25 protein-coding genes are annotated in these 26,184 nt (G+C 34.6%); 16 read left to right on the top strand and 9 right to left on the bottom strand.

Features of this window, described 5'->3' with window-relative positions; genetic code table 11:
* Positions 1-45 precede the first annotated feature (45 nt).
* The gene (locus tag EGI22_RS02550) at positions 46-456 is read left to right on the top strand and encodes a lipocalin family protein (RefSeq protein ID WP_255066117.1); all 411 of its coding nucleotides are present in this window, start codon (positions 46-48) and stop codon (positions 454-456) included.
* Positions 457-469: 13 nt separating this feature from the next.
* On the opposite strand, the gene hypE is transcribed toward EGI22_RS02550, so the two are convergent.
* The 7 genes from hypE to EGI22_RS02515 are packed head-to-tail and all read right to left on the bottom strand — an operon-like array spanning position 470 to position 6,459.
* The gene (hypE, locus tag EGI22_RS02545) at positions 470-1,513 is read right to left on the bottom strand and encodes a hydrogenase expression/formation protein HypE (protein ID WP_255066116.1); all 1,044 of its coding nucleotides are present in this window, start codon (positions 1,511-1,513) and stop codon (positions 470-472) included.
* Between the two features lie 6 nt (positions 1,514-1,519).
* Positions 1,520-2,617, bottom strand: coding sequence for a hydrogenase formation protein HypD (gene hypD / locus EGI22_RS02540; RefSeq protein WP_255066115.1), 1,098 nt, complete (start codon positions 2,615-2,617; stop codon positions 1,520-1,522).
* Positions 2,618-2,620: 3 nt separating this feature from the next.
* Positions 2,621-2,869 (bottom strand): HypC/HybG/HupF family hydrogenase formation chaperone, encoded by a 249-nt coding sequence (locus EGI22_RS02535; RefSeq protein ID WP_255066114.1) that lies wholly within the window; start codon positions 2,867-2,869, stop codon positions 2,621-2,623.
* Positions 2,860-5,193 carry a carbamoyltransferase HypF gene (gene hypF, locus EGI22_RS02530; RefSeq protein WP_255066113.1) on the bottom strand — a complete coding sequence of 778 codons (2,334 nt, stop codon included), beginning with the start codon at positions 5,191-5,193 and terminating at the stop codon, positions 2,860-2,862. The genes EGI22_RS02535 and hypF overlap by 10 nt, the downstream gene beginning before the upstream one ends.
* Before the next feature lie 10 nt (positions 5,194-5,203).
* Positions 5,204-5,911, bottom strand: coding sequence for a hydrogenase nickel incorporation protein HypB (hypB, locus tag EGI22_RS02525; RefSeq protein WP_255066112.1), 708 nt, complete (start codon positions 5,909-5,911; stop codon positions 5,204-5,206).
* 10 nt (positions 5,912-5,921) lie between these two features.
* Positions 5,922-6,263 carry a hydrogenase maturation nickel metallochaperone HypA gene (hypA, locus tag EGI22_RS02520; RefSeq protein WP_255066111.1) on the bottom strand — a complete coding sequence of 114 codons (342 nt, stop codon included), beginning with the start codon at positions 6,261-6,263 and terminating at the stop codon, positions 5,922-5,924.
* Positions 6,256-6,459, bottom strand: a complete 204-nt coding sequence (locus tag EGI22_RS02515; protein WP_255066110.1) for a hypothetical protein — start codon at positions 6,457-6,459, stop codon at positions 6,256-6,258. Before EGI22_RS02515 ends, hypA begins: the two co-directional genes overlap by 8 nt.
* A 51-nt stretch (positions 6,460-6,510) precedes the next feature.
* Between EGI22_RS02515 and EGI22_RS02510 the strand changes: the two genes are divergently transcribed.
* Genes EGI22_RS02510 through EGI22_RS02495 form a run of 4 tightly spaced genes read left to right on the top strand, consistent with a single transcriptional unit; the run spans position 6,511 to position 10,810 of the window.
* The gene (locus EGI22_RS02510; RefSeq protein WP_255066109.1) at positions 6,511-7,746 is read left to right on the top strand and encodes a hydrogenase small subunit; all 1,236 of its coding nucleotides are present in this window, start codon (positions 6,511-6,513) and stop codon (positions 7,744-7,746) included.
* A 49-nt stretch (positions 7,747-7,795) separates the two neighbouring features.
* Complete coding sequence (locus EGI22_RS02505) at positions 7,796-9,520, top strand: nickel-dependent hydrogenase large subunit (protein WP_255066108.1); 1,725 nt, start codon at positions 7,796-7,798, stop codon at positions 9,518-9,520.
* Between the two features lie 37 nt (positions 9,521-9,557).
* The gene (cybH, locus tag EGI22_RS02500; RefSeq protein ID WP_255066107.1) at positions 9,558-10,328 is read left to right on the top strand and encodes a Ni/Fe-hydrogenase, b-type cytochrome subunit; all 771 of its coding nucleotides are present in this window, start codon (positions 9,558-9,560) and stop codon (positions 10,326-10,328) included.
* The gene (locus tag EGI22_RS02495; protein ID WP_255066106.1) at positions 10,325-10,810 is read left to right on the top strand and encodes a hydrogenase maturation protease; all 486 of its coding nucleotides are present in this window, start codon (positions 10,325-10,327) and stop codon (positions 10,808-10,810) included. Before cybH ends, EGI22_RS02495 begins: the two co-directional genes overlap by 4 nt.
* Positions 10,811-10,870: 60 nt before the next feature.
* On the opposite strand, the gene EGI22_RS02490 is transcribed toward EGI22_RS02495, so the two are convergent.
* A complete protein-coding gene (locus EGI22_RS02490; RefSeq protein WP_255066104.1) occupies positions 10,871-11,800 on the bottom strand; it encodes a malate dehydrogenase in 930 nt (309 codons plus the stop codon).
* 179 nt (positions 11,801-11,979) lie between these two features.
* On the opposite strand from EGI22_RS02490, the gene EGI22_RS02485 reads away from it, so the two are divergent.
* The 9 genes from EGI22_RS02485 to EGI22_RS02445 all read left to right on the top strand — a co-directional run bounded on the left by EGI22_RS02485 (position 11,980) and on the right by EGI22_RS02445 (position 22,824).
* A complete protein-coding gene (locus EGI22_RS02485) occupies positions 11,980-12,402 on the top strand; it encodes a YkvA family protein (protein ID WP_255066103.1) in 423 nt (140 codons plus the stop codon).
* Between the two features lie 121 nt (positions 12,403-12,523).
* Positions 12,524-12,724 carry a twin-arginine translocase TatA/TatE family subunit gene (locus EGI22_RS02480; RefSeq protein WP_255066102.1) on the top strand — a complete coding sequence of 67 codons (201 nt, stop codon included), beginning with the start codon at positions 12,524-12,526 and terminating at the stop codon, positions 12,722-12,724.
* Between the two features lie 102 nt (positions 12,725-12,826).
* On the top strand, positions 12,827-14,233 hold the full coding sequence (gatA, locus tag EGI22_RS02475; RefSeq protein WP_255066566.1) for an Asp-tRNA(Asn)/Glu-tRNA(Gln) amidotransferase subunit GatA: 1,407 nt from the start codon (positions 12,827-12,829) through the stop codon (positions 14,231-14,233).
* Positions 14,234-14,367: 134 nt separating this feature from the next.
* Positions 14,368-15,924, top strand: coding sequence for a lytic transglycosylase domain-containing protein (locus EGI22_RS02470; protein ID WP_255066101.1), 1,557 nt, complete (start codon positions 14,368-14,370; stop codon positions 15,922-15,924).
* A gap of 160 nt (positions 15,925-16,084) precedes the next feature.
* Positions 16,085-17,446 (top strand): gluconate:H+ symporter, encoded by a 1,362-nt coding sequence (locus tag EGI22_RS02465; RefSeq protein WP_255066099.1) that lies wholly within the window; start codon positions 16,085-16,087, stop codon positions 17,444-17,446.
* Entirely contained in the window at positions 17,443-17,904 is a 462-nt protein-coding gene (locus tag EGI22_RS02460; RefSeq protein WP_255066097.1) for a RidA family protein, read from the top strand. Before EGI22_RS02465 ends, EGI22_RS02460 begins: the two co-directional genes overlap by 4 nt.
* 1,062 nt (positions 17,905-18,966) lie before the next feature.
* Positions 18,967-20,991, top strand: coding sequence for an NAD(+) synthase (gene nadE, locus EGI22_RS02455; RefSeq protein WP_255066096.1), 2,025 nt, complete (start codon positions 18,967-18,969; stop codon positions 20,989-20,991).
* Between the two features lie 17 nt (positions 20,992-21,008).
* Complete coding sequence (locus tag EGI22_RS02450; RefSeq protein ID WP_255066095.1) at positions 21,009-21,638, top strand: M949_RS01915 family surface polysaccharide biosynthesis protein; 630 nt, start codon at positions 21,009-21,011, stop codon at positions 21,636-21,638.
* A 91-nt stretch (positions 21,639-21,729) separates the two neighbouring features.
* On the top strand, positions 21,730-22,824 hold the full coding sequence (locus EGI22_RS02445) for a Gfo/Idh/MocA family protein (RefSeq protein WP_255066094.1): 1,095 nt from the start codon (positions 21,730-21,732) through the stop codon (positions 22,822-22,824).
* A 63-nt stretch (positions 22,825-22,887) separates the two neighbouring features.
* Here EGI22_RS02445 and EGI22_RS02440 read toward each other — a convergent pair whose 3' ends face one another.
* Positions 22,888-23,922, bottom strand: a complete 1,035-nt coding sequence (locus EGI22_RS02440) for an endonuclease/exonuclease/phosphatase family protein (protein ID WP_255066093.1) — start codon at positions 23,920-23,922, stop codon at positions 22,888-22,890.
* A gap of 491 nt (positions 23,923-24,413) precedes the next feature.
* On the opposite strand from EGI22_RS02440, the gene rimP reads away from it, so the two are divergent.
* Together rimP and nusA are read left to right on the top strand one after the other, a co-directional pair.
* Positions 24,414-24,869: a ribosome maturation factor RimP gene (gene rimP, locus EGI22_RS02435; RefSeq protein WP_255066092.1), complete on the top strand. Its 456-nt coding sequence runs from the start codon at positions 24,414-24,416 to the stop codon at positions 24,867-24,869.
* Between the two features lie 13 nt (positions 24,870-24,882).
* Positions 24,883-26,127 carry a transcription termination factor NusA gene (nusA, locus tag EGI22_RS02430; protein ID WP_255066091.1) on the top strand — a complete coding sequence of 415 codons (1,245 nt, stop codon included), beginning with the start codon at positions 24,883-24,885 and terminating at the stop codon, positions 26,125-26,127.
* Positions 26,128-26,184 lie beyond the last annotated feature (57 nt).

Below are 26,184 nucleotides of genomic sequence, written 5' to 3'. Positions count from 1 at the left end.
AGCTATTTTTGTAATAAGCTTTTCCTAAATAAAATATAAAAACAAATGAAAAAGATCCTATTTCTTTTTTCGATGCTTTCTATTTTTGCCTCTTGTTCATCAATAGAAAAAGAAATTGAGCTACTTCCTATAGATTACTTGACAGCAGGTAACTATAAAATTTGGCAATTAAAATCATATACTGTAAACGGAGTAGACCAATTATCTGATTGCCTTCGAGATGACACCTTTATCTTTAACAAGAAAATTGGAACATATGACTGGAAAAAAGGAGATGTGTTATGTTCCGATGCCGATACCGACATTTCTTTTAATTTCTCATTATCACAAGATGGTACAATAATGACCATAAATGAGTACGATTATAAAGTAAACAAGTTGGACATTAAAAACTTGGAATTAGAGATTACATTGAATGGACACGTTCAGATTTTGACTTATTCAATAATTGAATAATCGCTGAATATTTTCAACAAATTCTTGGTAACTGCTCCCCCGTGAGGTAGTTTAAAATCCTATTGCCTCCTATTTTACTTTTCAAAATAACTTTTCCAGCTGGAGTATTTTGTACCTCACCTATTATTGATGCATTTTCGAAGCCAATGTTAAATTTCAATAATTCGAGGTAATTTTCAGCTATTTCTCTGGCAACGATTGTCACAAATAGCCCTTCATTTGCAACATACAATGGATCTAGTCCAAGCATTTCGCATGCACCTTCTACTTGCTCATCTATCGGAATAGCCTTCTCGTCAATGTATATTGACAAATTTGTAATACTCGATACTTCATTTAAAACAGTTGCCAAACCTCCACGCGTAGCGTCACGTAAAAAATGCACTTTTTCGCCAAACTCTTCAATTAAGCTTTGGGTTACATAATTCAAATTCTTTGTATCACTTTCAATATCTGATTCAAATTCAAGCCCTTCTCGCAAACTCAATATGGTGATTCCATGTGCAGCCACAGGCCCACTTATAATAATCTTATCCCCTTCATTGATGTTTTTATGGTGAATATTTGCTTTAGAATTCACCTCTCCAATTCCAGATGTATTGATAAAAATCTTGTCTCCTTTGCCTTTGTCTACTACTTTAGTATCACCAGTAACAATCTGAACACCAGCCTTATCAGCAGCGTTTTTTATTGAAACCATAATCTTCCAAAACTCAGTCATCAAAAATCCTTCTTCTAAAATAAATGCAAGAGAAAGATATTTGGGAATCGCACCACACATAGCAAGATCATTTACAGTTCCGTTAACTGCCAAGTCACCAATATTTCCACCAGGAAAAAAAATAGGAGAAACCACATAACTATCAGTGCTCATCGCTATTTTATTTCCTATTTCTAAAATGGCCCCATCATGTTGCTGGTCAAGTTTATCGTTTTTCAAAATATTAAAAACGCCAGACTGTAGCAATTTTTGTGTTAGCAAGCCTCCGCTCCCATGCCCCATGGTGATAATGTCAAAATCAAATTTTGGCATAGGACATTCTCCCCAATTCTTCATCTTTAATTAATTAAACTCCAAAACATTTTGATATTGAAAATATGCCGCACAAGCACCCTCACTACTAACCATAGGGGCACCCAAAGGATGCTCAGGTTTACATTTAACTCCGAAATGTGGACATTGAAATGGTTTCTTTAGCCCTTTCATTATTTCCCCACTTATACATTCATTCGCTGTTTCTGCTTTTGGCGTACCCAATCCAAACTTTAATCTCGCATTATAATTTTCATATTTTGCTCTTACATCAAGTCCGCTTAGTGGTATTTCTCCTATTCCTCTCCAACTTCTATCTGAAATTTCAAATACTTCATTTATAGTTTCAATAGCCTTAGGGTTTCCTTCAGCTTGTACACATCTTGCATATTGATTTTCTACCAAATATGACCCATTTTCCAATTGAATTATTGCCATTAAAATACCTTGAAGTAAGTCTACAGGCTCAAATCCAGTAACTACAATTGGGGTTTGGTATTTTTCAGCAATAGGATAATAAAGATCAATTCCCATGATGGTACAAACATGACCAGCAGCTAAAAAAGCATCAATTTTATTTTCAGGATCTCCCAAAATCGCCTCCATTGCAGGAGGAACAAGTACGTGTGAGGCTAAAATACTGTAATTTGTAACACCTTGTTTATAAGCACTTATTACACTCATAGCATTCGCTGGGGCAGTTGTTTCAAATCCCACAGCAAAAAACACAATCTCTTTAACTGGATTTTTCTTAGCAATTTCAACAGCCTCTAAAGGCGAATAAAGTATCCTTACATCGGCTCCTTCAGCTTTTGCCTCTAATAGGCTTTTGCTTGTCCCTGGAACTCTTAGCATGTCTCCAAATGAACAGAGAATCACATTGCTTTTTAAAGAAAGTAAAATGGCCTCATCAATAATACCAATAGGTGTAACACAAACTGGACATCCAGGACCATGTACCATCGAAATTTCCTCCGGAAGCATTCTCAGGATGCCATTTTTCACCAAACTATGGGTTTGTCCTCCGCAAATTTCCATAATAGTCCAAGGTTTAGTTACCCTGTTTTTTATTTCTTTCACGTATTTTTCTACCAATTCTGGGTCTCTAAATTCAGTTATAAATTTCATAGCTTATTCTTTTAATTCTTCCACTTCACCCATTTGCCTTAAATATTCAAAAGTCTGTCGAGCTTCCTCTTCATCTACAATGCTTATCGCTACACCCACATGTACCAAAACAAAATCTCCAACTTTGGCATCGGGCAGCATTGTTAAATTTACATCTTTAAGGATTCCACCAAAAGACACTTTGCCTTGTCGAAAAACTTCATCAAGCTCAACGTCGATGGACAATAATTTGCCTGGTATTGCTAAACACATGATATTGTCTGTTTAATTTTATTATTAAATCCTTTACCCAATTTATCGGCCTGTTTATTATTGACATAACTTGCAAACTGACCAAAGCTTATGTTCTCGTCGTTAGGAGAAAGGTTTTTATGAAAATAAAGATCTTTGTTTGTGCTTAAATCGTCGAAAACCATATCGCATAGAACTGCATTTTGGAAAACTCCACCACTGAATGCAATTTTCTCAACTCCAACCAATTCGCAAACTTCAGCAATCATAATCGAAAGTGTTTTAAATACTTTTTCAGCAATAATCTCTTTTGGCTCTCCTGATATTTTGTCTAAAATCAAACCAAATAAAATAGGATGAAAATCAATTTCATTTTCAATTATTTCAAAAGGATAATATTCATTCGTGAATTTTTCTTTTCCCAAAGAAACCAATGCTTCTAATTTAAGAGCAGCCTCACCTTCATAAGAATTTGGTGATTTAATATCTAATAAATAAGCTATACCGTCTAAAAACCTTCCCATACTTGAGGTTTTCAAAAGATTGCCATTTTTTGGAAGTTTATTATAATAACTCCATTCCTTTTCACTGAAATCGCCTTTGAGTAATTCTTTAAATTTATCCAAACCTTGTAATAAACTCAAGGCACTCAATTTTGGATTTTTACTCATTTTATCACCTGAAATTTGATTAAAATATTTCAAATGAAAAGCCCTATCCATTCTGCCATTTTTGTAAAGAAAAAACTCTCCACCCCAAATTTGTTGATCTTCACCAAAACCAGTACCATCCCAAATAACACCTAAAATAGGTTCTTGACAATCCAAAAGATCATTTTCGGCTAAAACTGAGAAAAAATGAGCCTTATGATGTTGAATTTTTTGAAGAGGAATATTCAAATTTTCTGAAAGGGCCACTGCCTTTTGAGTAGAATAGTAGTTCGGATGTAAATCTGCCAAAACTACCTCTGGTTTAAAATCTACAATACCAGAAATATGTGCCAAAGTGGTATCAAATGCCATTCCAGATTCCAAATTCTCAAGATTCCCAAGGTATTGACTAACAAATAAAAGATCCTTTTTACTTAAGGTAAAGGTTCCTTTTAGATCTGCACCTAATGCTAAAACTGCTTTATTTTGAGGTTGGAAGGGAACTGGAAAATAGTTAGGAGCAAAACCTCGGCTCCTCCTTAAGATTATCTTTTGCTTGTTTTTAGTAAACTGCACCACACTATCATCTTGAGGAACTAATATTTCTCTATCATAAGAAACAAAAAAGTCGGCGATTCCTGACAAATTAGGAATTACATCTTCATCCCGAAATATAATAGGCGAACCGCTAACATTAGCACTTGTAGCAATGATGGGTCCCCCGAAATCTTCAGCTATTAATTGCAAAAGCGGAGAATTTGGAAGCATTACGCCCAATTTCACTAACCCTGGAGCTATTTTTTGAAAAGAAATACTAGAATTTATTTCCTTTTTTACCTTACAAAGTACAATCGGAGCTTCTTTAGAAAGCAATGCTTCTTTTTCTAATTTGTTTACAAAAACATCTTTTTCTAATCTTTGAAAAGTAGGAAAAAGTACCGCAAAAGGCTTAGATGGCCTGTTTTTGTGTTCTCTCAAAAGGGAAATTGTATTTTCATTGTTGGCATCGCACATTAATAAATACCCTCCAGTTCCTTTTATGGCCAAAATTTTTCCAGCTTCAAGTTTTTGATTAATAAAATTCAAAATCTCTACACAGTCTGTCGATAACACATTTCCTTCAAAATCAAAAAGATGCATAGGAATAGAGCAATCTGGGCATGAATTTGTTTGGCTATGGTGTCGAGTATTTTCTATTGAATTGTATTCAGAAATACAAGATGAACACATTTCCAAAGTTCGCATGGTGGTATTTGCCCTGTCATACGGAACGGCTTCGGCTATTGAATATCTTGGGCCGCAATTGAGACAAGTAGTGAAAGGATATCTGTATCTGGGATTTTGCAAATCTTTTATTTCTTTTGCACAAGAAGGACATATTGCAACATCAGGCGTTAACAAAACTGAAGAAAAATTACCTGGAATACTATTAATAATTTTAAAACCTTTCTCGACACTTTGCTTGCTTTCAATTATATCAGCAAATGTTATTATGGCATTTTGAGGTGGCTTATTTAATATTGTTTGGTAAAACTTTTGAATGGTTAATTCTGAACCTTCACAAACTATCAATACTCCATCTGAGCCATTACTAACCCTTCCGTCAATTTTCATTTCGGACGCCAATTTATGAACAAAGGGGCGAAAACCCACCCCTTGAACCATACCTTTTATCTTAATTTGAAATACTGCCATTTTATTGAATTTATTCGAAAGGCACCAAAACTTTTGATTTTAGCCACTCATACCAAACAGACAAACCTTCTCCGTTTGTGCAACTGACTTCTATTATTTCAATATTAGGATTTACTTTTAAGAGATATTCTTTTGCTTTTTCCAAATCAAAAGGTACATACGGAAGCAAATCAGTTTTGTTGATGATACACAATTGCGACGAATGAAACATATCCGGATATTTTAGAGGTTTATCTTCCCCTTCAGTTACACTCATTATAACAACTCGGTCTTTTTCACCAAGGTCAAACATTGCGGGACAAACTAAATTCCCAACATTTTCGATAAATAATACTGAATCCGAAGGCAATTTCATGCCTTGAAGAGCATGAAAAATCATGTGAGCGTCCAGATGACACCCTTTCCCAGTATTTATCTGGGTCACTTTAGTTCCAGTAGCATGAATTCGGTCCGCGTCGTTAGCCGTCTGTTGGTCGCCTTCGATTACTGCAAATTGAAGCTCCTCTTTTAAATCTCTGAGTGTCCGTTCCAACAAACTAGTTTTACCAGAACCTGGCGAACTTACCAAATTCAAGGCAAAGATATTTTTGCCATCAAAATAGCCTCTATTTCTTTGAGCCAGAAGATTATTTTCTTGAAGAATATCTTGCTCTACATCTAAAACCTTCTTTTCATCTTTGTGATGATGATCTGGTCCACATCCACATGTTGCACACATAATATTATTTTTAAGTAACTACCAAAGACTTCACTCTTAATTCTTTACCACTTTTTATAGCCACAAAAGGACTTTTACAAATTGGACAAGCATCGAAAATTTGCTTCATTTCAAACACTTCATCACAGTCCATGCATTTTCCAATTCCGAGGGGGCGAATAATTTTCAGTTCAACATTTTCCAATATTGAGCCCCGAATGGCTTGCTTCCAAGCAAAATCAAACGACATCTTTTCAATACCAGTCAATTCACCAATTTCTAACTCAATCTCCTCGACTGCTTGGGCTTGGGCTTTATTCGCTTGCTTTTGAGCAATATCCAAAATGCTCATTACAATAGAAAGCTCATGCATTTTTTGATTTTTTTCTAATAGCCTTCACTATAAAATAAATAACCGCTCCTAAAATCGCAAAACTAACGCCCATGTGAACTGGAGTTGAGAAATAATGAGTAATTGTAAACCCAGAATCACCATGATCTCCATGACCCGGATGTGCTATGGTTACAAAAGACAAAAGCAAAAAAGCGAATACCAATATTTTCCTCATAATCGTATTATAAATTTTAACCAATATTAGAACTCTATTTTTATTTTTGAGATGAGTAAAGTCACTAAGAAAAATGCTTTTCATCATAATAAAAAACAACCACATCCTTTACCTTCAAACCTGATTTACAATCTTTTAGTCAACAATTTGATAAATATCAGCATGTCAAACATTACTAAAACTCAAGCCCCTACTTACTATGACGAAGTAATCCGCAAAGGCTACTCGCGTCGTGACTTCCTAACTTTTTGTACCACGATAGCCGCTTATATGGGACTCAACCAATCAGGTATAGCCCAAGTAACCGAAGCATTAAAAACCAAACCACGTTTACCAGTAATTTGGCTACATTTTCAAGAATGTACTTGTTGTAGTGAAAGCTTTATTCGTTCATCTCATCCTATTGTAGCTGACGTTTTATTGGATCAAATCTCTTTAGATTATACCGAGACTTTGATGGCCGCAAGTGGTGCACAAGCGGAAGAAGCCATGCAAAACACCATGAAAAAATATAAAGGTGAATACATCTTATGTGTTGAAGGTAGTGTGCCGACTGCGGCAGATGGAGTTTATTGTATGATTGGTGGAAAAACCTCTATCCAAATATTAGAAGAAGCTGCTGAAAACGCAAAAGCTATTATAGCATGGGGTAGCTGTGCAAGTAATGGATGTGTGCAATCTGCCAAACCAAACCCTACCAAAGCAACGCCAATTCATAAAATATTAAAAGGTAAAACCATCATAAAAGTACCCGGTTGTCCACCAATTGGTGAAGTAATGGCTGCAGTGATAGTACATGTGGTAACTTTTGGCAGAATACCAGAACTAGACAGAACTGGTAGACCAAAAGCTTTTTATAGCAAAAGAATTCACGATAGTTGCTATAGAAGGTCGTATTATGATGCTGGGTTATTTGTTGAAAGTTTCGATGACGAAAATGCTAAAAAAGGCTATTGTTTATACAAAGTTGGCTGTAAAGGCCCGGTTACCTACAATTCCTGCGGAACTATGAAATGGAACAATGGCGTAAGTTTCCCTATCCAAAGCGGACACGGTTGTATAGGCTGCAGTGAAGAAAACTATTGGGACAACGGAAACATCTATGACCGTGCGGCAATCTTCCCTGGTTTCGGTATCGAGGCAAATGCAGATACTGTTGGAAAAGTGGCTTTGGGTGCTGTTGCAGTGGGAGTTACGGCACATGCAATAATGACCAATGTAAGGAAAAAGAAAATACTTCAAACGATAGAAAATGAAGGAAAGCTAGGCGAAAGTGAGCTTGAATAAGGATGATTTTTCTAAAATTGAATTTAAAAAAATATAAAAACAAAATATCATGAGTCAACGTATAGTAGTGGATCCGATAACCCGAATAGAGGGCCACTTACGAGTAGAAGCCGATATAGAAGATGGTAAAATAAAAGATGCTTTTTCGAGTGGAACAATGGTTAGGCTACTCGAGGAAATCCTGAAAGGTAGAGACCCTCGAGATGCTTGGGCATTTGTTGGAAGAGTTTGTGGAGTTTGTACCAGCACCCACTCTTTGGTTAGTGTTAGAGCTGTTGAAGATGCTCTGGGGATAATTGTTCCTCCAAACGCGGAATTGGTTAGAAACTTGATGTTTGCGAGCCTTTATATGCATGACCATGTCGTTCACTTTTATCATTTACACGCCATGGACTGGGTAGATGTGGTAAATGCCTTAAAAGCAGACCCCAAAAAAACATCAGAACTGGCTCAAAGTATTTCTAATTGGCCAAAAAGTTCTCCTGGTTATTTTTCTGATTTACAAAAAAGAATAAAGAAATTCGTTGAAAGTGGCCAGTTGGGCATATTTGCAAATGGCTATTGGGGACACCCAGCTTACAAACTTCCGGCAGAAGTCAATCTGATTGGGCTTGCTCATTACTTGGAAGCCTTAGAATGGCAAAAAGAAATGGTGAAAGTGCAAACCATATTTGGAGGTAAAAACCCTCACCCTAATTATTTAGTTGGTGGTATGGCTTGCAGTGTTACTCTTGATGATATGAGCGGCATAAATGCTGAACGATTGGCTTATGTAAAAACTATTTTGGATCAGGGAAAAGAATTTATTGAGCAAGTTTATATTCCTGATTTAATGGCTATTGCGAGTTTCTACAAAGACTGGGGCTCTATAGGTGGTGGTTTGGGAAATTACATGGCTTACGGAGATTTGCCAACCAAAGGATTCAATGACCCTTCAAGTTTCAAATTCCCTTCTGGTGCTATTTTAAATAAAGATATTTCGAAAATCCATGAAGTTGACCTCAGAAACGACAAAGAAGTTGAAGAATACATAACACACTCTTGGTACAGCTATGAAGGCGGCGACCAAGTTGGTTTACACCCTTGGAAAGGAGAAAGCAAAATGAATTACACTGGGCCAAAACCTCCATTCGATCATTTAGACTTTAGCCAAAAATATAGTTTCTTGAAAACTCCAAGATGGAAAGGAAACGCCATGGAAGTTGGACCTTTGTCTAGAATGCTCATCGGCTACGCACACGGAAGGCCAGAGTTCAAGGAAGTAGTTGATAAAGCCTTGAAAGACTTGGATGTACCAATAACTGCACTGTTCAGTACATTAGGCAGAACAGCTGCAAGGGGCCTTGAAAGTGTTTTAGTTGCCAATTGGGCACAAGAATTCTATGACCAATTGATTTCTAATATCAAAAATGGTGATACCAGAATGGCTGAGCAAAGCCTTTTCCAACCATCAACATGGCCTAAACAAGCCATAGGAGTCGGTTATGGAGAAGCTCCAAGAGGTGCTTTGGCACACTGGATAAATATTTCAGACGAAAAAATAGCTAATTATCAGCTAGTTGTGCCTACTACTTGGAATGCTTCTCCTCGTGACAACAATGGTCAAAGAAGTGCCTATGAAGCTGCCTTAATAGATACACCTGTAGCAGATGCGAACCAACCGGTAGAATTACTGAGAACCATTCACAGTTTTGACCCATGTATGGCCTGTAGCGTTCACTTGTATGATGAGCACGGAAAGCATATCAATAGAATAAGTGTGGTTGGTGATTAATACAATAATTTAAAAAAGTTTTAAACTGTCAAATATTATGAGTACCAAATATTTGAAAATCAACAGAATGCGAAGGGTTTATGTATGGGAATTACCCGTTCGAATTTACCATTGGCTTAATGTTATAGCTATCCTAGTGTTAATTGTAACTGGATTTTTCATTGCAAATCCATTGGTGTTGACAAGCTCGCAAGAGCCCGCCTTTAGATATGTTATGGGCACTGTTCGTTTTTTACACTTTGTAGCTTCTTATTTATTCTTTTTCAATTTTGCTTTTCGGATTTACTGGGGTTTTGTCGGCAATAAATTTGCCCAATGGCATCAGTTCATTCCCACCAATTTGGCTTTTTTTAAGGATATGTGGCAAATTATCAAAATTGATATTTTACAATTAAAAGGCAAAGAACACATTGGTGTTGGACACAATACCCTTGCTGGATTTATTTATTTTCTAACTTTCATTGCTTTTTTGATTCAAATTCTAACAGGATTTGCTTTATATTCTCAAAATAGCAGTTGGTGGTTTCCAAAACTTTTCTCAGGCATTGGCTTCCTTTTTGGATCTGATATGGCTTTAAGGTCTTTCCATCACTGGACCATGTGGTTTTTTATACTTTTCACTGTAATTCACATTTATTTGGTTTTCTATCATGACTATGTAGAAGGCAGAGGCGAAATATCTTCAATGGGAGCAGGTTATAAATTTATCGAAGAGGATATTTTCCAAGAACATAAGCAAGAAATAAAAAAATCTCAAGAGAAACATAAAATTAGTCTTTTCAACCAATCAAAACCCACTCAAAAATGAAAAAGCCAGTACTGATTTTAGGAATAGGAAACTATTTAATGGGTGACGAAGGCATAGGTGTCCAAATGGCTAATTTATTGAGCAAGGAGGTTTTCCCAGAAGAAATAGAAATACTCGATGGAGGCACGGGAGGTTTTTATCTTTTAGAGTACTTTGAACAATATGATCACATTGTTATTGTAGATGCCACTTTAGACGAATATCCAACTGGTACTATAAGACTTATTAGGCCAAAGTTTGCTGCGGACTTCCCAAATGCAATGAGTACGCATGATATTGGCCTAAAAGATTTAGTAAGTGCTCTACAGTTGTTAAACAAAATGCCCGACGTACATCTATTTGTAGTTAGTATTGAATCCATTCAACAACAAGGCGTTGAATTGACCCCGGAAATAGCTCGAATAATTCCTGAGCTACGAAGTAAAGTTTTAGAATTGGCTCATCGTTTAGCTGAAACTAAAAGTGAATTTATGTTGGTTTAGGAATAAAAAAGGTCGGAAATTCAAAACTTCCGACCTTTTGTTTTTATAATCTTTTTCTGATTAAAGAGCTGCATTCATTGCTCTGACAGCCTCGGCTGATTTCTCAAAAGCTTCTTTTTCAGAATTGCTCAATCTTAGGTTTATTATTTTCTCCCATCCGTTTCTACCGATTACCACTGGTACACCGATACAAATATCTTTTTGGCCATATTCTCCATTAAGATATACACATGAAGGAATAATTTTCTTCTCATCACGAAGGATAGATTCTACTATTTGACCAATAGCAGCACCAGGTGCATACCATGCTGAAGTTCCCAACAAACCTGTCAATGTAGCACCACCAACCATAGTTTTATCAGATACATCTTTCAATTTATCTGCCGTTAAAAATCTACTAACCGGAATACCATTCCAAGTGGCCATTCTAGTCAAAGGAATCATTGTAGTGTCACCATGTCCACCAATTACCATTCCGTGAAGGTCACTTTGAGCTACATTTAAAGCTTCTCCTAATCTATATCTGAATCTTGACGAATCCAATGCTCCTCCCATCCCAATTACTTTCTTTTTTGAGATTCCCATCTCAGCAGCGATTTTATAAGTTAGGTAAGTCATTGTGTCCATAGGGTTAGAAACAATAATAATTACAGCCTTCGGCGAAACTGCCAAAGCATTGGTTACAACAGTTTTTACAATTCCTGCGTTTATTCCAATTAATTCCTCACGAGTCATACCTGGCTTTCTTGGTAAACCCGAAGTAACCACAATCACATCAGATTTTGCAGTTCTTTCGTAATCATTCGTAACACCAACCAATTTCGTATCAAAACCTTCTATAGAGGCTGTTTGAGCAAGATCCATTGCTTTACCTTCTGCAAAGCCCTCTTTGATGTCCAAAATAACCACTTCAGAGGCGATTTGTTTTCTTGCAATGTTGTCGGCGGCGGTAGCTCCTACTGCACCAGCACCAATTATTGTAACTTTCATGCGATTTTAACTATTTTTAGGTTGACCCTATTTGATTTAAAAATTTAGACAAAAATATTGTATAATTTTAATATTTGCCAATTATATCTATTCGATTTTTAATATTTTAACAATAAATATTTCAAAAAGATTGGTTTAATTTGTGAAGGAAAAGACAAATTACTTTTTCTCTATTAAAAATGAACAAAAACAACATCATAGAAAGAATCTTAGATTCGGTTTTTTATAATTCTTCATTAAACAAAGCAACTAAATTATCAGGGAATACCGTTGGCATACTTACTTTATTAAAAGGTGTTTTGAGTAAAATTCAAAAAGAAGGAAAAAATTCAGTTCTAGAAACGGTTTTAAACAAAATAATGACCTTGGGTAAACTTTTGAAATTTTATGCAACAGGAGAATATAGAGATATTGATATCAAAAATGTAATAATAATAATAACTGCCTTTGTCTATTTTTTATCTCCAATAGATCTCATTCCTGATTTCATACCGCTGATAGGTTTTGCAGATGATATTGCCCTTGTCACTTTTGTTTTCAATAGTGCCTCAGAAGAAATAGAGAAGTTTGAACTTTGGCTTTTGAATAGACACATTTCTTGACATATTCAACATTTTGAGCTATTGATTAACACATTTTAACAGCATTTTAACAGCATTAAATCAATAAATAGTTTTTTCGTAATTTTAATTTATTAAATTTGTCCTATAATTATTTACAAATATGGAATTAGCAACATTATTATTCTTGGGAAATTTAGGCGGTACTGAAATATTCGTTATTGTATTCGTTATTTTATTATTTTTTGGTGCTAAAAAATTACCTGAATTAGCTCGTGGCTTAGGAAAGGGAATTAAGGAATTTAAAGATGCCACCAAAGACGTAAAAGAGAATATCGAAAAAGCGGCTAACGGAGAAAACTAAGCGTCTAATTACATTTTTATTAAAACAACAGATTCTATTTTATAAATCGAACCTGTTGTTTTTTATTTTAAAAGGATCATATTCGTGACTTATAAAACATATATTGAATTTCGAAAATCACTTTTCGAAAAAACAACTTTACTAGTTGATGTAGTAAAGGAATTTCTTCAAAATATCGAAAAACATAAAGATTTAAACGTATTTCTTGAAGTTTACAGTCAAGAAGCTCTAGATCAAGCTGTTATTATCCAAGAAAAGATAAATTTAGGCTCTGCAGGTAAACTGGCAGGGATGGTAATAGGCATCAAAGACGTTTTAGCTTATAAAAATCACGGGTTACAATCTGGTAGCAATATACTTGAAGGTTTTAAGTCTCAGTTTACTGCAACGGCCATTCAACGACTGATAGACGAAGATGCAATAATAATCGGAAGGCAAAATTGCGATGAATTTGCGATGGGATCTTCTAACGAAAATTCTGCTTTTGGGCCAACACTAAACTTTGCAGATAAAACGCGTGTACCTGGAGGTTCTTCTGGAGCTTCGGCTGTAGCAGTTCAGGCTAATCTTTGCCATGCTTCTATTGGCTCAGATACTGGTGGCTCTGTTCGTCAACCTGCTGGATTTTGCGGCGTTGTAGGTTTAAAACCGTCCTATTCTAGAATTTCTCGATGGGGTTTAGCTGCCTATGCATCATCTTTTGATTGTATTGGACCTATTACTCACTGCGTTGAAGACGCCGCACTTTTGCTAGAAATAATGGCCGGAAATGATGATTACGATAGCACAGTATCGCAAATACCTGTTGACTCCTATTCTGAAATAAGCAAAAGCGACAAAAAATACACAATTGGATATTTTGAAGATGCCCTCAATTCTGAAGGTTTAGCCTCTGAAGTTAAGGATTTGACTCAGAAAAAAATTGAAGAATTAATAGCTCTAGGACATACATTAGTACCTCTTTCTTTTCCTAGAATGAAGTATTTGTTGCCAACATATTATATACTAACAATGGCAGAGGCAAGTTCAAACTTGGCTAGGTATGATGGAATCAGATATGGTCTTAGAACAAAAAACGCTGGTTCACTAGAAGAGCTATACAAAAAATCAAGAGGTGAAGGGTTTGGCAAAGAAGTAAAGAAAAGAATAATGTTAGGTACTTTTATTTTAAGTGCTGATTATTATGATGCCTATTACACAAAGGCACAGAGAGTAAGGAGGTTAATACAAGAAGAAACGAATGCTTTTTTCAAGCAAGTTGATTTTATAATCTCTCCAACCACTCCAACTCCCGCTTTTAAAATTGGAGCCAAAAGTGATAATCCAATGGAAATGTTTTTAGCAGATATTTTCACAGTACATGCAAACGTTGTCGGTTTGCCTTCGATCTCTATTCCGAACGGAGAAACGGTTGATGGTCTGCCAGTTGGCTTCCAAATCCTTGGTACTGAATTTGAAGAAAAAAAGATGTTAGAATTTGCCCTAAACATCCAAAAAATAGATTTTTAACTCATTTTATATCAAAAAACAATAAAAATTAATCTTAAAAGATTTTTTTAAAAGAAAAAATATTAGTTTTGAAGCATTGCTTTCCTAAAAAGTCTCGTTAGTTAATTAAAAATTGTGAAAACTCATTTAGTATTATGAAAATCTCAAAAATTATTTTGACCTTTTCTTTAGTTTCAAGTCTTAGTTTCAGTTCCTTTTCTCAAGAAAATGACGTAATCCTAGAAGAACAAGAGAACACCGATTCTACCATTGTAGAAGAACCAAAAATCCTTTATCCATACGAGCTTATCGTATTTGATGAACGTGATAAAGAAGAATACAAAATCCTTGTAGAAGATCCAATAGTTGTAGAGCAACGCCTAAAGGAAATGGAAAGAACCATGCCTATGGTATATAATGAAAGTGTAAAAAAATATTTAGACTTTTTCTTAATCAGAAGACCAAGTTTTACTAAGAAAATGTTGGAAGAAAAAGATGTATATTTTCCGATATTTGAAAAGTATTTAAAAGAGAATGGAATGCCTGAAGAGCTTAAATACTTATCACTTTTAGAATCAGGTTTAAATCCAAAAGCAATTTCGAGAAGTAAGGCAGTGGGTCTTTGGCAGTTTATGTCTTTTACAGGTAAAGAAATGGGATTGACTATCAATGAATACATCGATGAGCGTATGCATATTGAGAAATCTACTGACGCCGCTTGTAAGTATTTAAAACAATTATATAATAGATTCGACGACTGGGATTTGGCTCTTGCATCTTATAATACAGGTCCTGGTAGAATTAGTCGCACTATTCGTTCAACAGGAAAAACTAATTATTGGGATTTACATCCGCACATTCATCCAGATACTAGGGCTTATGTTCCGCAATTTATAGCTTTGGCTTATATGATGAATTATGGAAACCTTCACGGAATAGTAGCAGAGAATAAACATGATTTTATTCCAGTTGAAAAAATCAATATAAATACCTACATCGATTTAAATACATTGGCTAGTCTAAGCCAAATACCTTTGGAAGAAATCAAAAATCTTAATCCTCATATTAAGGGAAATGTATTGCCTGCAATGCCTTATGGATATGATTTATCTCTACCGGCTAGAAGTTTTGCATATTTCGACGCCAACAGAGTTTCTATTTTGGATTCAGCTTCAAAAAGACCATCTTATGATAACCCATCAGATGTAATTCAAAGCCAGGGAGTTTTGGCTTCATCAAATATAACATCCTTAGAAGACGGAACTATTGTTTTGGGAAGAAAAACCGGACTGGTACCGGCTCTTGAAGTTAGCGACGACAATGGAAACATTAAATATAAAAATATAACAAAGCAAGTTAAGAAATTTCACAAAGTCAAAAAAGGTGAGTTTTTAAATAAGATTGCTATGAAATACGATGTCAGAATGACAGATATCAAAAAATGGAATAACATGAGGTCTTCTAAGGTTTTGGTCGGTCAAAGACTAGTGATTTACCAAGATGTTACTCAAAAAGTTAAAGCGAACAGTATAGCTGCAAAAAGCTCTGTTGAAACAATAAAAAAGTCTGCCACATATACTGTTAAGCCAGGAGATACACTTTGGAACATTTCTCAAAGATATGATGGTGTAACGATTTCAGACATTAAAAAATGGAATAATATCTCAGGTAATACAGTTAAGGTTGGTCAAAAAATTAAGATTAAATCTTAAAAACTTGAAATTATAATATTGAAAGAGGAACTTAAGTTCCTCTTTTTTTTTGCTTAAAAATTCATAATTCCAAAGCTTTTATTTATTATTGCTTACAATATTCAATCTTATTTCTGAATTTACTTTTAAATCTATTCAGAACACCCTAAAAAACTACCTTATGCCTTTAATTCTTACCCTCTTAGCAATTCTTGTATTAATATTTTTAGTTTCTTACGTAAAACTCGACACTTTTATTTCATTTATTTTAGTTGCCATTGGCCTCGGCCTTGCCAATAATTTAGAAATCAAAGAACTAACCAAAGCCATTCAAACTGGTGTCGGGAATACGCTTGGAGAGTTAACTTTAATTATCGGTTTTGGTGCTATGCTAGGTAAGCTTGTAGCTGCAAGTGGAGCGTCTGAGCAAATAACTAATAAAATCATTTCAATCTTTAAAGACAAATATTTGACGTGGGGACTGGCATTGGCCGGGTTTATTATTGGTTTGCCTTTATTTTATAATGCTGGATTTATCATTGTAATGCCATTAATATTTGGAATAGCACAATCAACCAAATTGCCGATTCTTTATGTGGGTATTCCTATGCTTTCTGCACTTTCTGTAGCCCATGGCTACTTGCCCCCACATCCGTCGCCTGCGGCTATTGCAACGCAATTGAATGCAGACCTAGGCAAAACGCTTTTTTATGGAATTTTGGTTGCTATCCCTGCCATTGCTGTTGCAGGTCCACTTTTCGGAAGCACCCTAAAAAAATACAACCCGAAATTAAACGAGCATTTGTTTACAAGCGAAAAAGTAGAAATCAAAAACCCACCAAGTGTTTTCATTAGTTTTTTCGTTGCATTATTGCCAGTTTTTCTACTGACTTTTTCGCTTTGGTACAATATCTTATTAAGTATTTTGCCTTCTACTTTATCAGGATTATTGGAACAGTTTTCGGCTTTTATGCAAAATACTTTCAAAATTCATTTATTAATTGAGCCCAATTTCAGCTTACTGATTTCAGTTTTAGTAGCTATTTACTTTTTAGGCATAAAACAAGGTAAAAGCATGCCAATTATAGGAAAATGGCTTGAGGAAGCATTTAAAAATGTGGCACCTATACTCCTAATAATAGCTGGTTCAGGTGCTTTGAAAGAAATATTCTTAGCAAGTGGAACAAGCCAATATATCGGTAGTATATTGTTAAACATAAACCTTAATCCATTAATATTAGGTTGGGCGATTGCCGCATTTATTAGGGTATGTATTGGTTCTGCTACTATTGCTGGACTAACAGCAGTAGGAATTTTATTACCACTGATCCAATCCCAAACCTCAATCTCCCCAGAATTAATGGTTTTAGCCATTGGTGCAGGAAGTCTAATGTTTTCACACATAAACGACGGCGGTTTTTGGCTATTTAAAGAATATTTTAATTTAAGCATAAAAGATACCATTAAAACCTGGAGTGTAATGGAGACGATTGTTTCTGTAGTTGGTCTTATTGGCGTTTTAATAATCAATCAAATAATATGACAGCGGATATCAAATTCGAAAAATTTCAAAACGAAACCCCAGAAGCTCCTTCTCCTAAAGGTGTTTATAAACCTTTTCTGATAGTTGGCAATATGGTATATGTTTCTGGCCACGGACCTGACAGGCCAGATGGCAGCCAATTTACTGGCAAGGTTGGCTTGGATGTAGACCAAGACTTTGGTAAGCAAGCTGCACGCCAAGTTGGTTTATCAATTTTGGCAACTTTGAAGAAAAACTTGGGATCTCTAAACAGAATTAAAAGAGTTGTAAAAGTATTAGGAATGGTTAATGCAGAACCTGATTTTGGAACTCATCCTTACGTAATTAACGGCTGTAGTGAACTTTTTGCAGAAATATGGGGAGAAGAAAATGGCATTGGTGTAAGAAGTGCTGTAGGTATGGGCTCATTGCCAGGAAGAATTACAGTTGAAATAGAAGCCATGTTTGAACTTCTATAAACTTCGACAAAAAACATACCACTTAATAAATATTTTACCTCAAAATTATTAAGCGGATACACATTTTTACTGCTCAAAAAAAATACAAAAAGTTATCAAAAGGTAGCATTGTTATTAAGCGGATACAAAACAAACCTAAGTCTTGTGTTTTTCTAATAGAATTGCTCCAGAAGTCTTTTTTAGATATTTCAAAAAAAAATTCATGCCTCTCCTTGGCATGAATTTCTCTTTTAAAACAATGGGACATCATAATTTTTCACTTCGACTTTCCCCATTTTGAATAGCGTGCTTTCCTAATAAACTGTGCATATTCTTAAAGGGGAAAAGTCGAAAGTGATTTTCAATAAAGTGTTTCACTCAATAACATTTTATACTAATAAATTATTTTATAAAAAGTGTGTGTAAAAATATATTTATAGATTCATTCGAATACAAAACTTAAAAATCTCACTCAAATATTTAAAATTTCACTCAACAAAAAATTTTAGTAAAGTTTTCACTCAATAGCAAGGGCAAAGAGGGTGATGTTTTTCACCCTTCTTTCTTATTTATTTTAAAATTCCATTCCTCTATCAAACACAAAACAAAATTGTTGCTTTCCAATTTTTTCCAAATTATAGCAACCTGCAAAAGTTGTAGAAATCTGAGTTGTTTGTGGTTTAGGCATTTTATTTATTATCCCTTTTACTTCTGTTAATCTCTTCGAAACTATAATTTGCATTTCTTTTTTTATTAATATTTTTTTAATCAGGCTTTAGTGAATTGATTTAAATCAATTACAAAATTAAGACTATTAATTTGAATTCCGTCACTTACCTCAAACATAAAATTGATTTAAATCAATTCATCAATAAGCAATTAGTTGTTTTAAAATCAATTACTTAAAGACATTTCACTACCTTATGATAATTTAGCAAAAAACGCCAAGATTATTATTAAGCGGATACATATTATATTAAACAAAAAAAACAATATGTGATTTTCCTAAGAATTAATAGCATTAATTTAGATGTTATGATTGTGCTTTTATTTTTTTAATTTTGAGACAAATTAAAATCACGTATGGAATTAGTGAAAGTAGGAGCAGCTGCCCTAAACCAAACACCTCTCGACTGGCTTGGAAATAAGAAGAATATTTTAGCTGCAATAGAAGAGGCAAAATCTCAAAACATCCAAATTCTATGTTTACCAGAACTTTGCATAACTAGCTATGGATGCGAAGACGCGTTTTACTCACCTGATGTATTTAAAATTTCGCTGGAAATACTTGAAGATATAGTAGATAACACACAAGATATAGTCACCTGTGTTGGCCTTCCTATTTGGGTCAACAATAAAATTTACAATGCTGCGTGTGTAATTGCCAATAGACAAATCTTAGGCTTTGTTTGTAAGCAACATTTGCCAAACTATGGATTGTTTTATGAAGACCGATGGTTCCACAGATGGAAACCAAGTCAAATTTCCGAAATATCCATAAAAGGCATAAAATATCCTGTTGGAGATTTAATTTTCAATTTCGAGAATATAAGAATAGGCTTAGAAATATGTGAAGATGGTTGGGTGGCAAATCGACCTGCCATAAGGCACTTTGATAAAGGTGTTGATATTATCTTAAATCCCAGTGCTAGCCCGTTTGCATTTCACAAGTTCAAAATCAGAGAGCAACTAGTCACTGATGCTTCTAGAGCTTTTTGTTGTGCTTATGTATATACTAACCTACTCGGCAACGAAGCTGGCCGTTTGATTTTTGATGGCGATGCAATGGTTTGCTCTGGTGGTGATGTTTTGGCATCTAGTCAAAGGTTTAGTTATGCTGATTTTACACTTACTTCAGCAATTGTAGATATTGGCAAAAACAAAATAGAGCAGGCCAAAATAAAATCTAGCTTACCAACTGATTTAAAACTCATTAACTCCAATTTCGAACTTACTTATTCTGAGATACCGAACACTTCCTTTGCCGAAATGGAAGCATTTGAAAAAGGAGGTTCACTAAAAGAAGAAGAATTTTCGAGAGCTGTAAGTTTGGCACTTTTTGATTATCTCAGAAAGTCAAGATCAAATGGTTTTACGATATCATTATCTGGAGGAGCGGATTCATGTGCCTGCACTGCCCTGTGCGGCTTGATGGTCCGTCTTGGAGATGAGAGTATTGGATTTGAACAGTTTAAAGAAAAACTAAGCTATATTCCAGAAATAAAATCTGCAAAAAGCATAAAGGAATTGACCGAAAAGTTAATTTTAACTATCTACCAAGGCACAGAAAATAGCTCAGCAGACACTTTAGAATCAGCCCAAAAACTTGCAGAATCTATTGGAGCACAGTTTTACAATATTAATATCAATGGATTAGTAGAAAACTATACTTCATTAATAGAGCAGCAAATAGGCAGAAAACTGACTTGGGCTACTGACGATATTCCACTACAAAATATTCAAGCTCGTGTACGTGCTCCAGGTGTATGGATGTTAGCAAACCTAAACAATCACCTTTTATTAGCCACATCAAATCGCTCCGAAGTGGCCGTAGGTTATTGTACAATGGACGGCGACACAGCGGGAAGCATAAGCCCGATTGCAGGTATTGACAAAGAATGGTTGAGAACTTGGTTGGTTTGGCTAGAAAAAACTGGCTGCGAAGTAAAAGGTAAGCACATTAAAATTGAAGGGCTGAAATATGTAAATGCCCTCCAACCGACAGCCGAACTTAGACCAAAAGACAACAAACAAACCGATGAGAAAGATTTGATGCCTTACAAAGTCCTAAACCATATTGAGCAATTGGGCATTAGAGATAAAAAATCCCCACTGGAATGTTTCAAAAATCTGGAGAAATTCTACGAAAATCAATATACCAGAGAAGATTTATTTAATTGGACAAATAGATTCTTTAAACTATGGAGTAGAAATCAATGGAAAAGAGAAAGGTATGCTCCTGGATTTCATTTAGATAGTCACAACCTAGACCCAAAAAGTTGGACAAGATTCCCGATTCTGAGTGGTGGGTTTGTTTTTGAGCTTGAAAAACTCAAAGAATACTACGAAGGAAAAAGTGGTGGTGGAAGAAAAAAAATAGGTTTCTAAATAACTTTCAATTAATAATGCCCATTAAATACCTACTTTTCAGTATTTTGTTTTTTTGTAATTTAAGTTCTTTCGCCCAAATAAACGGAAGAATTCTTTCTAAAAGTGAAATTCCAAAAAACATTAAAGTAACTGGAAACACCAAGAGTGTAATTACTTGGAAAGAAAAAAATGGCGAGTATTTGGTTATCCTAACAGAATCTGGAAATGTTGAGGCACCGAAATCCGAACTTGAACTTTTAAAAGCAGAACTTCATGCTTATTGTTTTCAAAAAAATGCCCAAATATTTACCCAAAAATGGATGGTTTATGATTTTGAAGAACCATGCCCTTTTGATTTAGATGTAAGATTCTTAAAGAACACCTTACAGATTACAGATTTAGACCAAGACGGAAAAGCAGAAATATGGCTTGTTTACATGCTAAAATGCAGGAGCGATGTAAGTCCGGCTCAGTTAAAAATTATTATGTATGAAGGCCAACAAAAGTATGCAATGAGAGGTGAAACCAAGGTTAAACTAACGGAAACCGAAACTTATGGCGGAAAGTTTAAATTTGATAATGCTTTTATAAATGGTCAAAGTATATTTAGAGATTTTGCAAAAAACGTTTGGGCAAAAAATGTAAATGAAACTTGGGAAGAATAAACTATCTATATTATTATTAGGTAAGTTAAAAATAGAATTTTATTAGAAAAAAATTCTAACTTGGAGTTTCAATTCAACCTTAAACGAAAACATGAAAGACTCAAGAAGAAATTTTCTTAAAAAATTTGCTGCTACAGGTGTTTTAATTCCTCTCGCAAATACATTTACAGAGGCCTACCCTATCAAAACTGACCGAAAACTGCGAGTAGCTTTAATGGGATTAGGAAGTTATGCTACCAATCAATTAGCTCCTGGGATTATGAAATCTCAAAACTGTGAATTAGTTGGAATAATTACTGGCACTCCTGAAAAAGCAGTAAAGTGGAAAGAGAAATATAATCTCCTTGACAAAAACATTTACAATTACGAGAATTATGAGACCATCTCGCAAAATCCTGACATCGATGTAGTATACGTAGTTTTGCCAAACTCAATGCATGCAGAGTATGTCATGAAAACCGCTAAAGCGGGCAAGAATGTTATTACTGAAAAACCAATGTCAGTTTCTGTAAAAGAGGCCAAAGAAATGATTGCCTTCTGCAAAAATGCTGGAGTTAAACTGGGCGTAGGCTATAGGCTTCATTATGAACCATTTACAAATGAAGTAATGCGATTAGCTAAAGACAAAGACTTTGGCAAAATAAAATTTGTGGAGACCAAGTTTGCTTGGAAAAATAGAGACATAAAAGCTTGGAGAATGAACAACAAATGGTCAGGCGGCGGTGCTTTAATGGACGTAGGGATATATTGTATCAATGCAAGTAGATATGCTACAGGTGAAGAGCCAATTTCCGTAACTGCCCAAGCCGTAAAAACAGAACCTGAGATTTATAGGGATATTGAAGAGACCATATTGTGGCAGTTAAAATTCCCAAGTGGAGCGATAGCTAGTGGAATGAGTTCTTATGCGACCAATGCCCATGAACTCTCAGTTCATTATGAAAACGGAAGCCTTTTTATGTCACCTGCGTATGATTATGGTCCTCTTAAAGGCTATACTTCAAAAGGCACAATGGACATCCCGATTGTGCATCACCAAGCATACCAAATGGATGGATTTGCAGATGCCTTACTAAACAACAAACCAATACTGACGCCTGGAGAGGAAGGATTAAAAGATATGATAATTATTGAAGCAATAAAAAAGGCTGCTGAAACTGGAAAGGAAATTAAAATTAAATATTAAGACTTTTAACGCTTCAATCTTTGAAGCGTTTTTTATTTACTTGCAAATAGCTTTTATTTCAATTCATTTCATCAAATACCAACCTTTTATTGGATAATGGTCTGAAAAAGGCACATTGCTGTAAGTCATGAAATCAATGTTTTTAACTTTACTTTCATCAAAGAACTGATTATCAATCCTTAAAAAACTTAAAACTTTATGATAAGTAAACCCAAACCCAAAACCTGTTGACTCAAAAGAATTCATTAATTTTTTCCGAACCCTTCCGTAAGCATAACCATAGGGTAACTCATTAAAATCCCCAGCCAAAATAACTGGACATGGACTATCTTCAATCCAATTTTCTAAAACATTTACTTGTACTCCCCTTGCTTCAAAGCCATTCTTCAATTTACTCAAGACATTTCGAGTTTCCTCCTTGTCAATTTTATTATCCCCTTTCAAAATCCGCTTTACCCTTATTCCCATCGACTTAAGTTGAACATTAATAACTCGAATGGTATCTTTTCCAACTACTATATCGGCAGAAAGTATTCCATTATTATTTGGTGGCCAGTACAATTCTTTTTTGGCAATTATTGGAAACCTACTAAAAATAGCAAGACCAATAGCCCCTTGGCCATTATCATTTCCTTCGTTTGAATGCATATATACATAATATTGATTTCTTTTCGAAATCCTATTTAGTAAATCAAACTCTTTAAATTTATTAGTATTATATAACTCCTGAAAGCACTTAATATCAGCAGATAAAGTATCAAGAACCGCAGAAAGACCTTCACCTACCGTTTTGTTTTTAGTACCCGAAAAGTTATGATAATCACCATACATCAGATTATAACTCAGCATTGAAAATGTAAAAGGCGGATTGGGCTTGATTGCTGGCGGGTTTATTTTTAAAGTTCTATCAAAAATAGAATATGTCATTAATAGCAAAAAAAGCGATAGTAAAAGTTTATAAGAACGGCCCAAAGACCATGCTACTATAAAAAATATATGCCCAACTAGCACTAATGGAAATACGAGCATTAAAAATCCAGCTACCCAATGTTTAATATCAGCAGAAAACACCAATTGATATACCAAAAGGGAAAACAACCCAAAAATGATATTTATTAGGAAGAAAAATTTTTTTATAAAATTGATTAGACCCAAATTCTACTCATGGAATAATAATGCAATAATAGACAAACACTTTTAATAATAAAAAATCAACTTCAATAATACAAAAAATAATAGCTAAAATTAATATCATTACAGCAGCAAAACATGTTCTATTTCAAATAAACATGAGAAATTAAGAACCTTAAAAGTCTACATTTCGAAAATGATATGCTGCCACAATTAAAAACAATCCATTTGGGCAAAAATTCGAATTACATTAAATGAATATTTAGGTACAATTAACTTTACAATCAGCAATTTGATAAAAAGAATTAATGAACATTAAATATGTATGGTTTTATGAGTTTTTTTGAAAAAATAAATAGAAAATACCAAAAATTAGCGTAATTTTGCATCGGAATAAAGAATGAGGGGGTATTAACCTCCTTTTTTATTGAATATTATCTCAAGTTTTTAGCTTTTAGATGGCTCTCAAAGAAGCAGTGATTAAGTATTTAGACGAAATAATAGCAGAAACTGACTATTATTTAGTTGATGTTGTTGTTTCAGAATCAAAAATTAGAAAAAAAATAACCGTCTACATTGATTCAGATGAAGGCATTCAAATAGACCAATGTGGAAAAGTAAGTCAGGCACTGGGAAAAGAGCTTGAAGAAATAATCGAAGATGCTTTTGTCTTAGAGGTTTCTTCACCTGGAGCAGACAGCCCCTTAAAGTTTGAGAGACAGTATTTTAAAAATATTGGACGAACAATAAAAGTTACTTTAAATGACCTATCCGAGGTCAAAGGCCAACTTTTAAGCATTAAAGATGGTATAATAACAATACTACCAGAAGCAAAAAAGAAAATAAAACCTGTGGAGACAACTTTAGAAATTGAAAATATCAAAGAAGCAAAAGTTGTCATTTCATTTAAATAAAACATAGACACGTATGCATAGTGGAGATTTAATTGAATCGTTTGCTGAGTTTGCAAGAGAAAAAAACATCGATAGGCCTACCATGATTTCCATCTTGGAAGAAGTGCTTAGAACTATGATTCGCAAAGCCTATGGCGATGACCATAATTTCGACATAATCCTAAACGCCGAAAGTGGCGACTTAGAGATGTGGCGTACGAGAGAAATTGTCGATGACAATTCTGAAGATATTTGGGATACCGACAAAATTCCTTTGTCAGAAGCGAAAAAAATCGAGCCTGACTTTGAAATTGGAGAAGAAGTAGCTGAAGAAGTTAAAATTGAAGATTTCGGAAGACGAATTGTTCAAACTGCAAGACAAACTTTGATTCAAAAAGTCAAAGATCTTGAAAAAGAAATGCTATTTGACCAATACAAAGACCAAGTCGGCGAATTGGTAACTGTTGATGTATATCAGATTTTAGGAAAAGAGGTAATCTGTATGGACGAAGAAGGAAATGAACTTTCACTTCCCAAAGGAGAGCAGATACCAAAAGATAGATTTAGAAAAGGAACAAGTATCAGGGCAATTATCCATAAAGTTGAGATTAATAATGGAAACCCTAAACTGACACTTTCAAGAACTTCGCCTGTATTCTTAGAAAGGTTATTTGAATTAGAAATTCCAGAAATTCAAGATGGAATCATTTCTATAAGAAAAATTGTTAGAGAACCAGGTGAGAGAGCTAAAGTAGCCGTAGAATCTTTTGATGACAGAATTGACCCAGTTGGAGCTTGTGTAGGTATGAAAGGCTCTAGAATACATTCGATAGTTAGAGAGCTAGAAAACGAAAATATCGATGTAATACAATGGACAGAAAACACCAATCTCTTAATTTCTAGAGCATTGAGTCCTGCTAAAATCAGCAATATCAGAATCAATGAAAACTCTGACCGAGTTTCAGTATTTTTAAAACCTGATCAAGTATCTCTAGCAATTGGAAAAGGCGGCTTAAATATCAAATTGGCTAGTAAATTAATTGACCTTGAAATTGACGTATTCAGAGACATTGAAGGTGTTGTTGAAGAGGAAGACGTAGATTTGATGGAATTTACTGACGAAATAGATGAGTGGATCTTGTTAGAATTTAGAAAAATTGGCTTAGATACTGCAAAATCAGTAATTACAGTAGGAAAAGCTGATTTGGTTAGAAGAACCGAACTAGAAGAGGAGACAGTAGACGAAGTATTAGATATACTCAGGAAAGAATTCGACTGAGAAATTGTTTAGAAAATATCCACACCAATTAGAATTGTTTTTATAAAATTTAAGAAA

The sequence above is a fragment of the Lacihabitans sp. LS3-19 genome (genome assembly GCF_024343575.1).
In the GTDB taxonomy this organism is placed as follows: Bacteria; Bacteroidota; Bacteroidia; order Cytophagales; family Spirosomataceae; genus Leadbetterella.
This window is presented reverse-complemented; position numbering and strand designations above follow the sequence as displayed.

Coding starts and splice junctions, on each gene's coding strand:
- EGI22_RS02470 (WP_255066101.1), top strand. CDS start 14,368: ATGAAAATCTCAAAAATTATTTTGACCTTTTCTTTAGTTTCAAGTCTT.
- hypD (WP_255066115.1), bottom strand. CDS start 2,617: ATGAAATTTATAACTGAATTTAGAGACCCAGAATTGGTAGAAAAATAC.
- hypB (WP_255066112.1), bottom strand. CDS start 5,911: ATGTGTGCAACATGTGGATGTGGACCAGATCATCATCACAAAGATGAA.
- EGI22_RS02550 (WP_255066117.1), top strand. CDS start 46: ATGAAAAAGATCCTATTTCTTTTTTCGATGCTTTCTATTTTTGCCTCT.
- EGI22_RS02535 (WP_255066114.1), bottom strand. CDS start 2,869: ATGTGTTTAGCAATACCAGGCAAATTATTGTCCATCGACGTTGAGCTT.
- EGI22_RS02480 (WP_255066102.1), top strand. CDS start 12,524: ATGGAATTAGCAACATTATTATTCTTGGGAAATTTAGGCGGTACTGAA.
- nadE (WP_255066096.1), top strand. CDS start 18,967: ATGGAATTAGTGAAAGTAGGAGCAGCTGCCCTAAACCAAACACCTCTC.
- hypE (WP_255066116.1), bottom strand. CDS start 1,513: ATGAAGAATTGGGGAGAATGTCCTATGCCAAAATTTGATTTTGACATT.
- hypF (WP_255066113.1), bottom strand. CDS start 5,193: ATGGCAGTATTTCAAATTAAGATAAAAGGTATGGTTCAAGGGGTGGGT.
- hypA (WP_255066111.1), bottom strand. CDS start 6,263: ATGCATGAGCTTTCTATTGTAATGAGCATTTTGGATATTGCTCAAAAG.
- rimP (WP_255066092.1), top strand. CDS start 24,414: ATGGCTCTCAAAGAAGCAGTGATTAAGTATTTAGACGAAATAATAGCA.
- EGI22_RS02485 (WP_255066103.1), top strand. CDS start 11,980: ATGAACAAAAACAACATCATAGAAAGAATCTTAGATTCGGTTTTTTAT.
- EGI22_RS02515 (WP_255066110.1), bottom strand. CDS start 6,459: ATGAGGAAAATATTGGTATTCGCTTTTTTGCTTTTGTCTTTTGTAACC.
- EGI22_RS02495 (WP_255066106.1), top strand. CDS start 10,325: ATGAAAAAGCCAGTACTGATTTTAGGAATAGGAAACTATTTAATGGGT.
- EGI22_RS02460 (WP_255066097.1), top strand. CDS start 17,443: ATGACAGCGGATATCAAATTCGAAAAATTTCAAAACGAAACCCCAGAA.
- EGI22_RS02510 (WP_255066109.1), top strand. CDS start 6,511: ATGAGTAAAGTCACTAAGAAAAATGCTTTTCATCATAATAAAAAACAA.
- EGI22_RS02505 (WP_255066108.1), top strand. CDS start 7,796: ATGAGTCAACGTATAGTAGTGGATCCGATAACCCGAATAGAGGGCCAC.
- EGI22_RS02490 (WP_255066104.1), bottom strand. CDS start 11,800: ATGAAAGTTACAATAATTGGTGCTGGTGCAGTAGGAGCTACCGCCGCC.
- cybH (WP_255066107.1), top strand. CDS start 9,558: ATGAGTACCAAATATTTGAAAATCAACAGAATGCGAAGGGTTTATGTA.
- EGI22_RS02450 (WP_255066095.1), top strand. CDS start 21,009: ATGCCCATTAAATACCTACTTTTCAGTATTTTGTTTTTTTGTAATTTA.
- EGI22_RS02445 (WP_255066094.1), top strand. CDS start 21,730: ATGAAAGACTCAAGAAGAAATTTTCTTAAAAAATTTGCTGCTACAGGT.
- EGI22_RS02465 (WP_255066099.1), top strand. CDS start 16,085: ATGCCTTTAATTCTTACCCTCTTAGCAATTCTTGTATTAATATTTTTA.
- nusA (WP_255066091.1), top strand. CDS start 24,883: ATGCATAGTGGAGATTTAATTGAATCGTTTGCTGAGTTTGCAAGAGAA.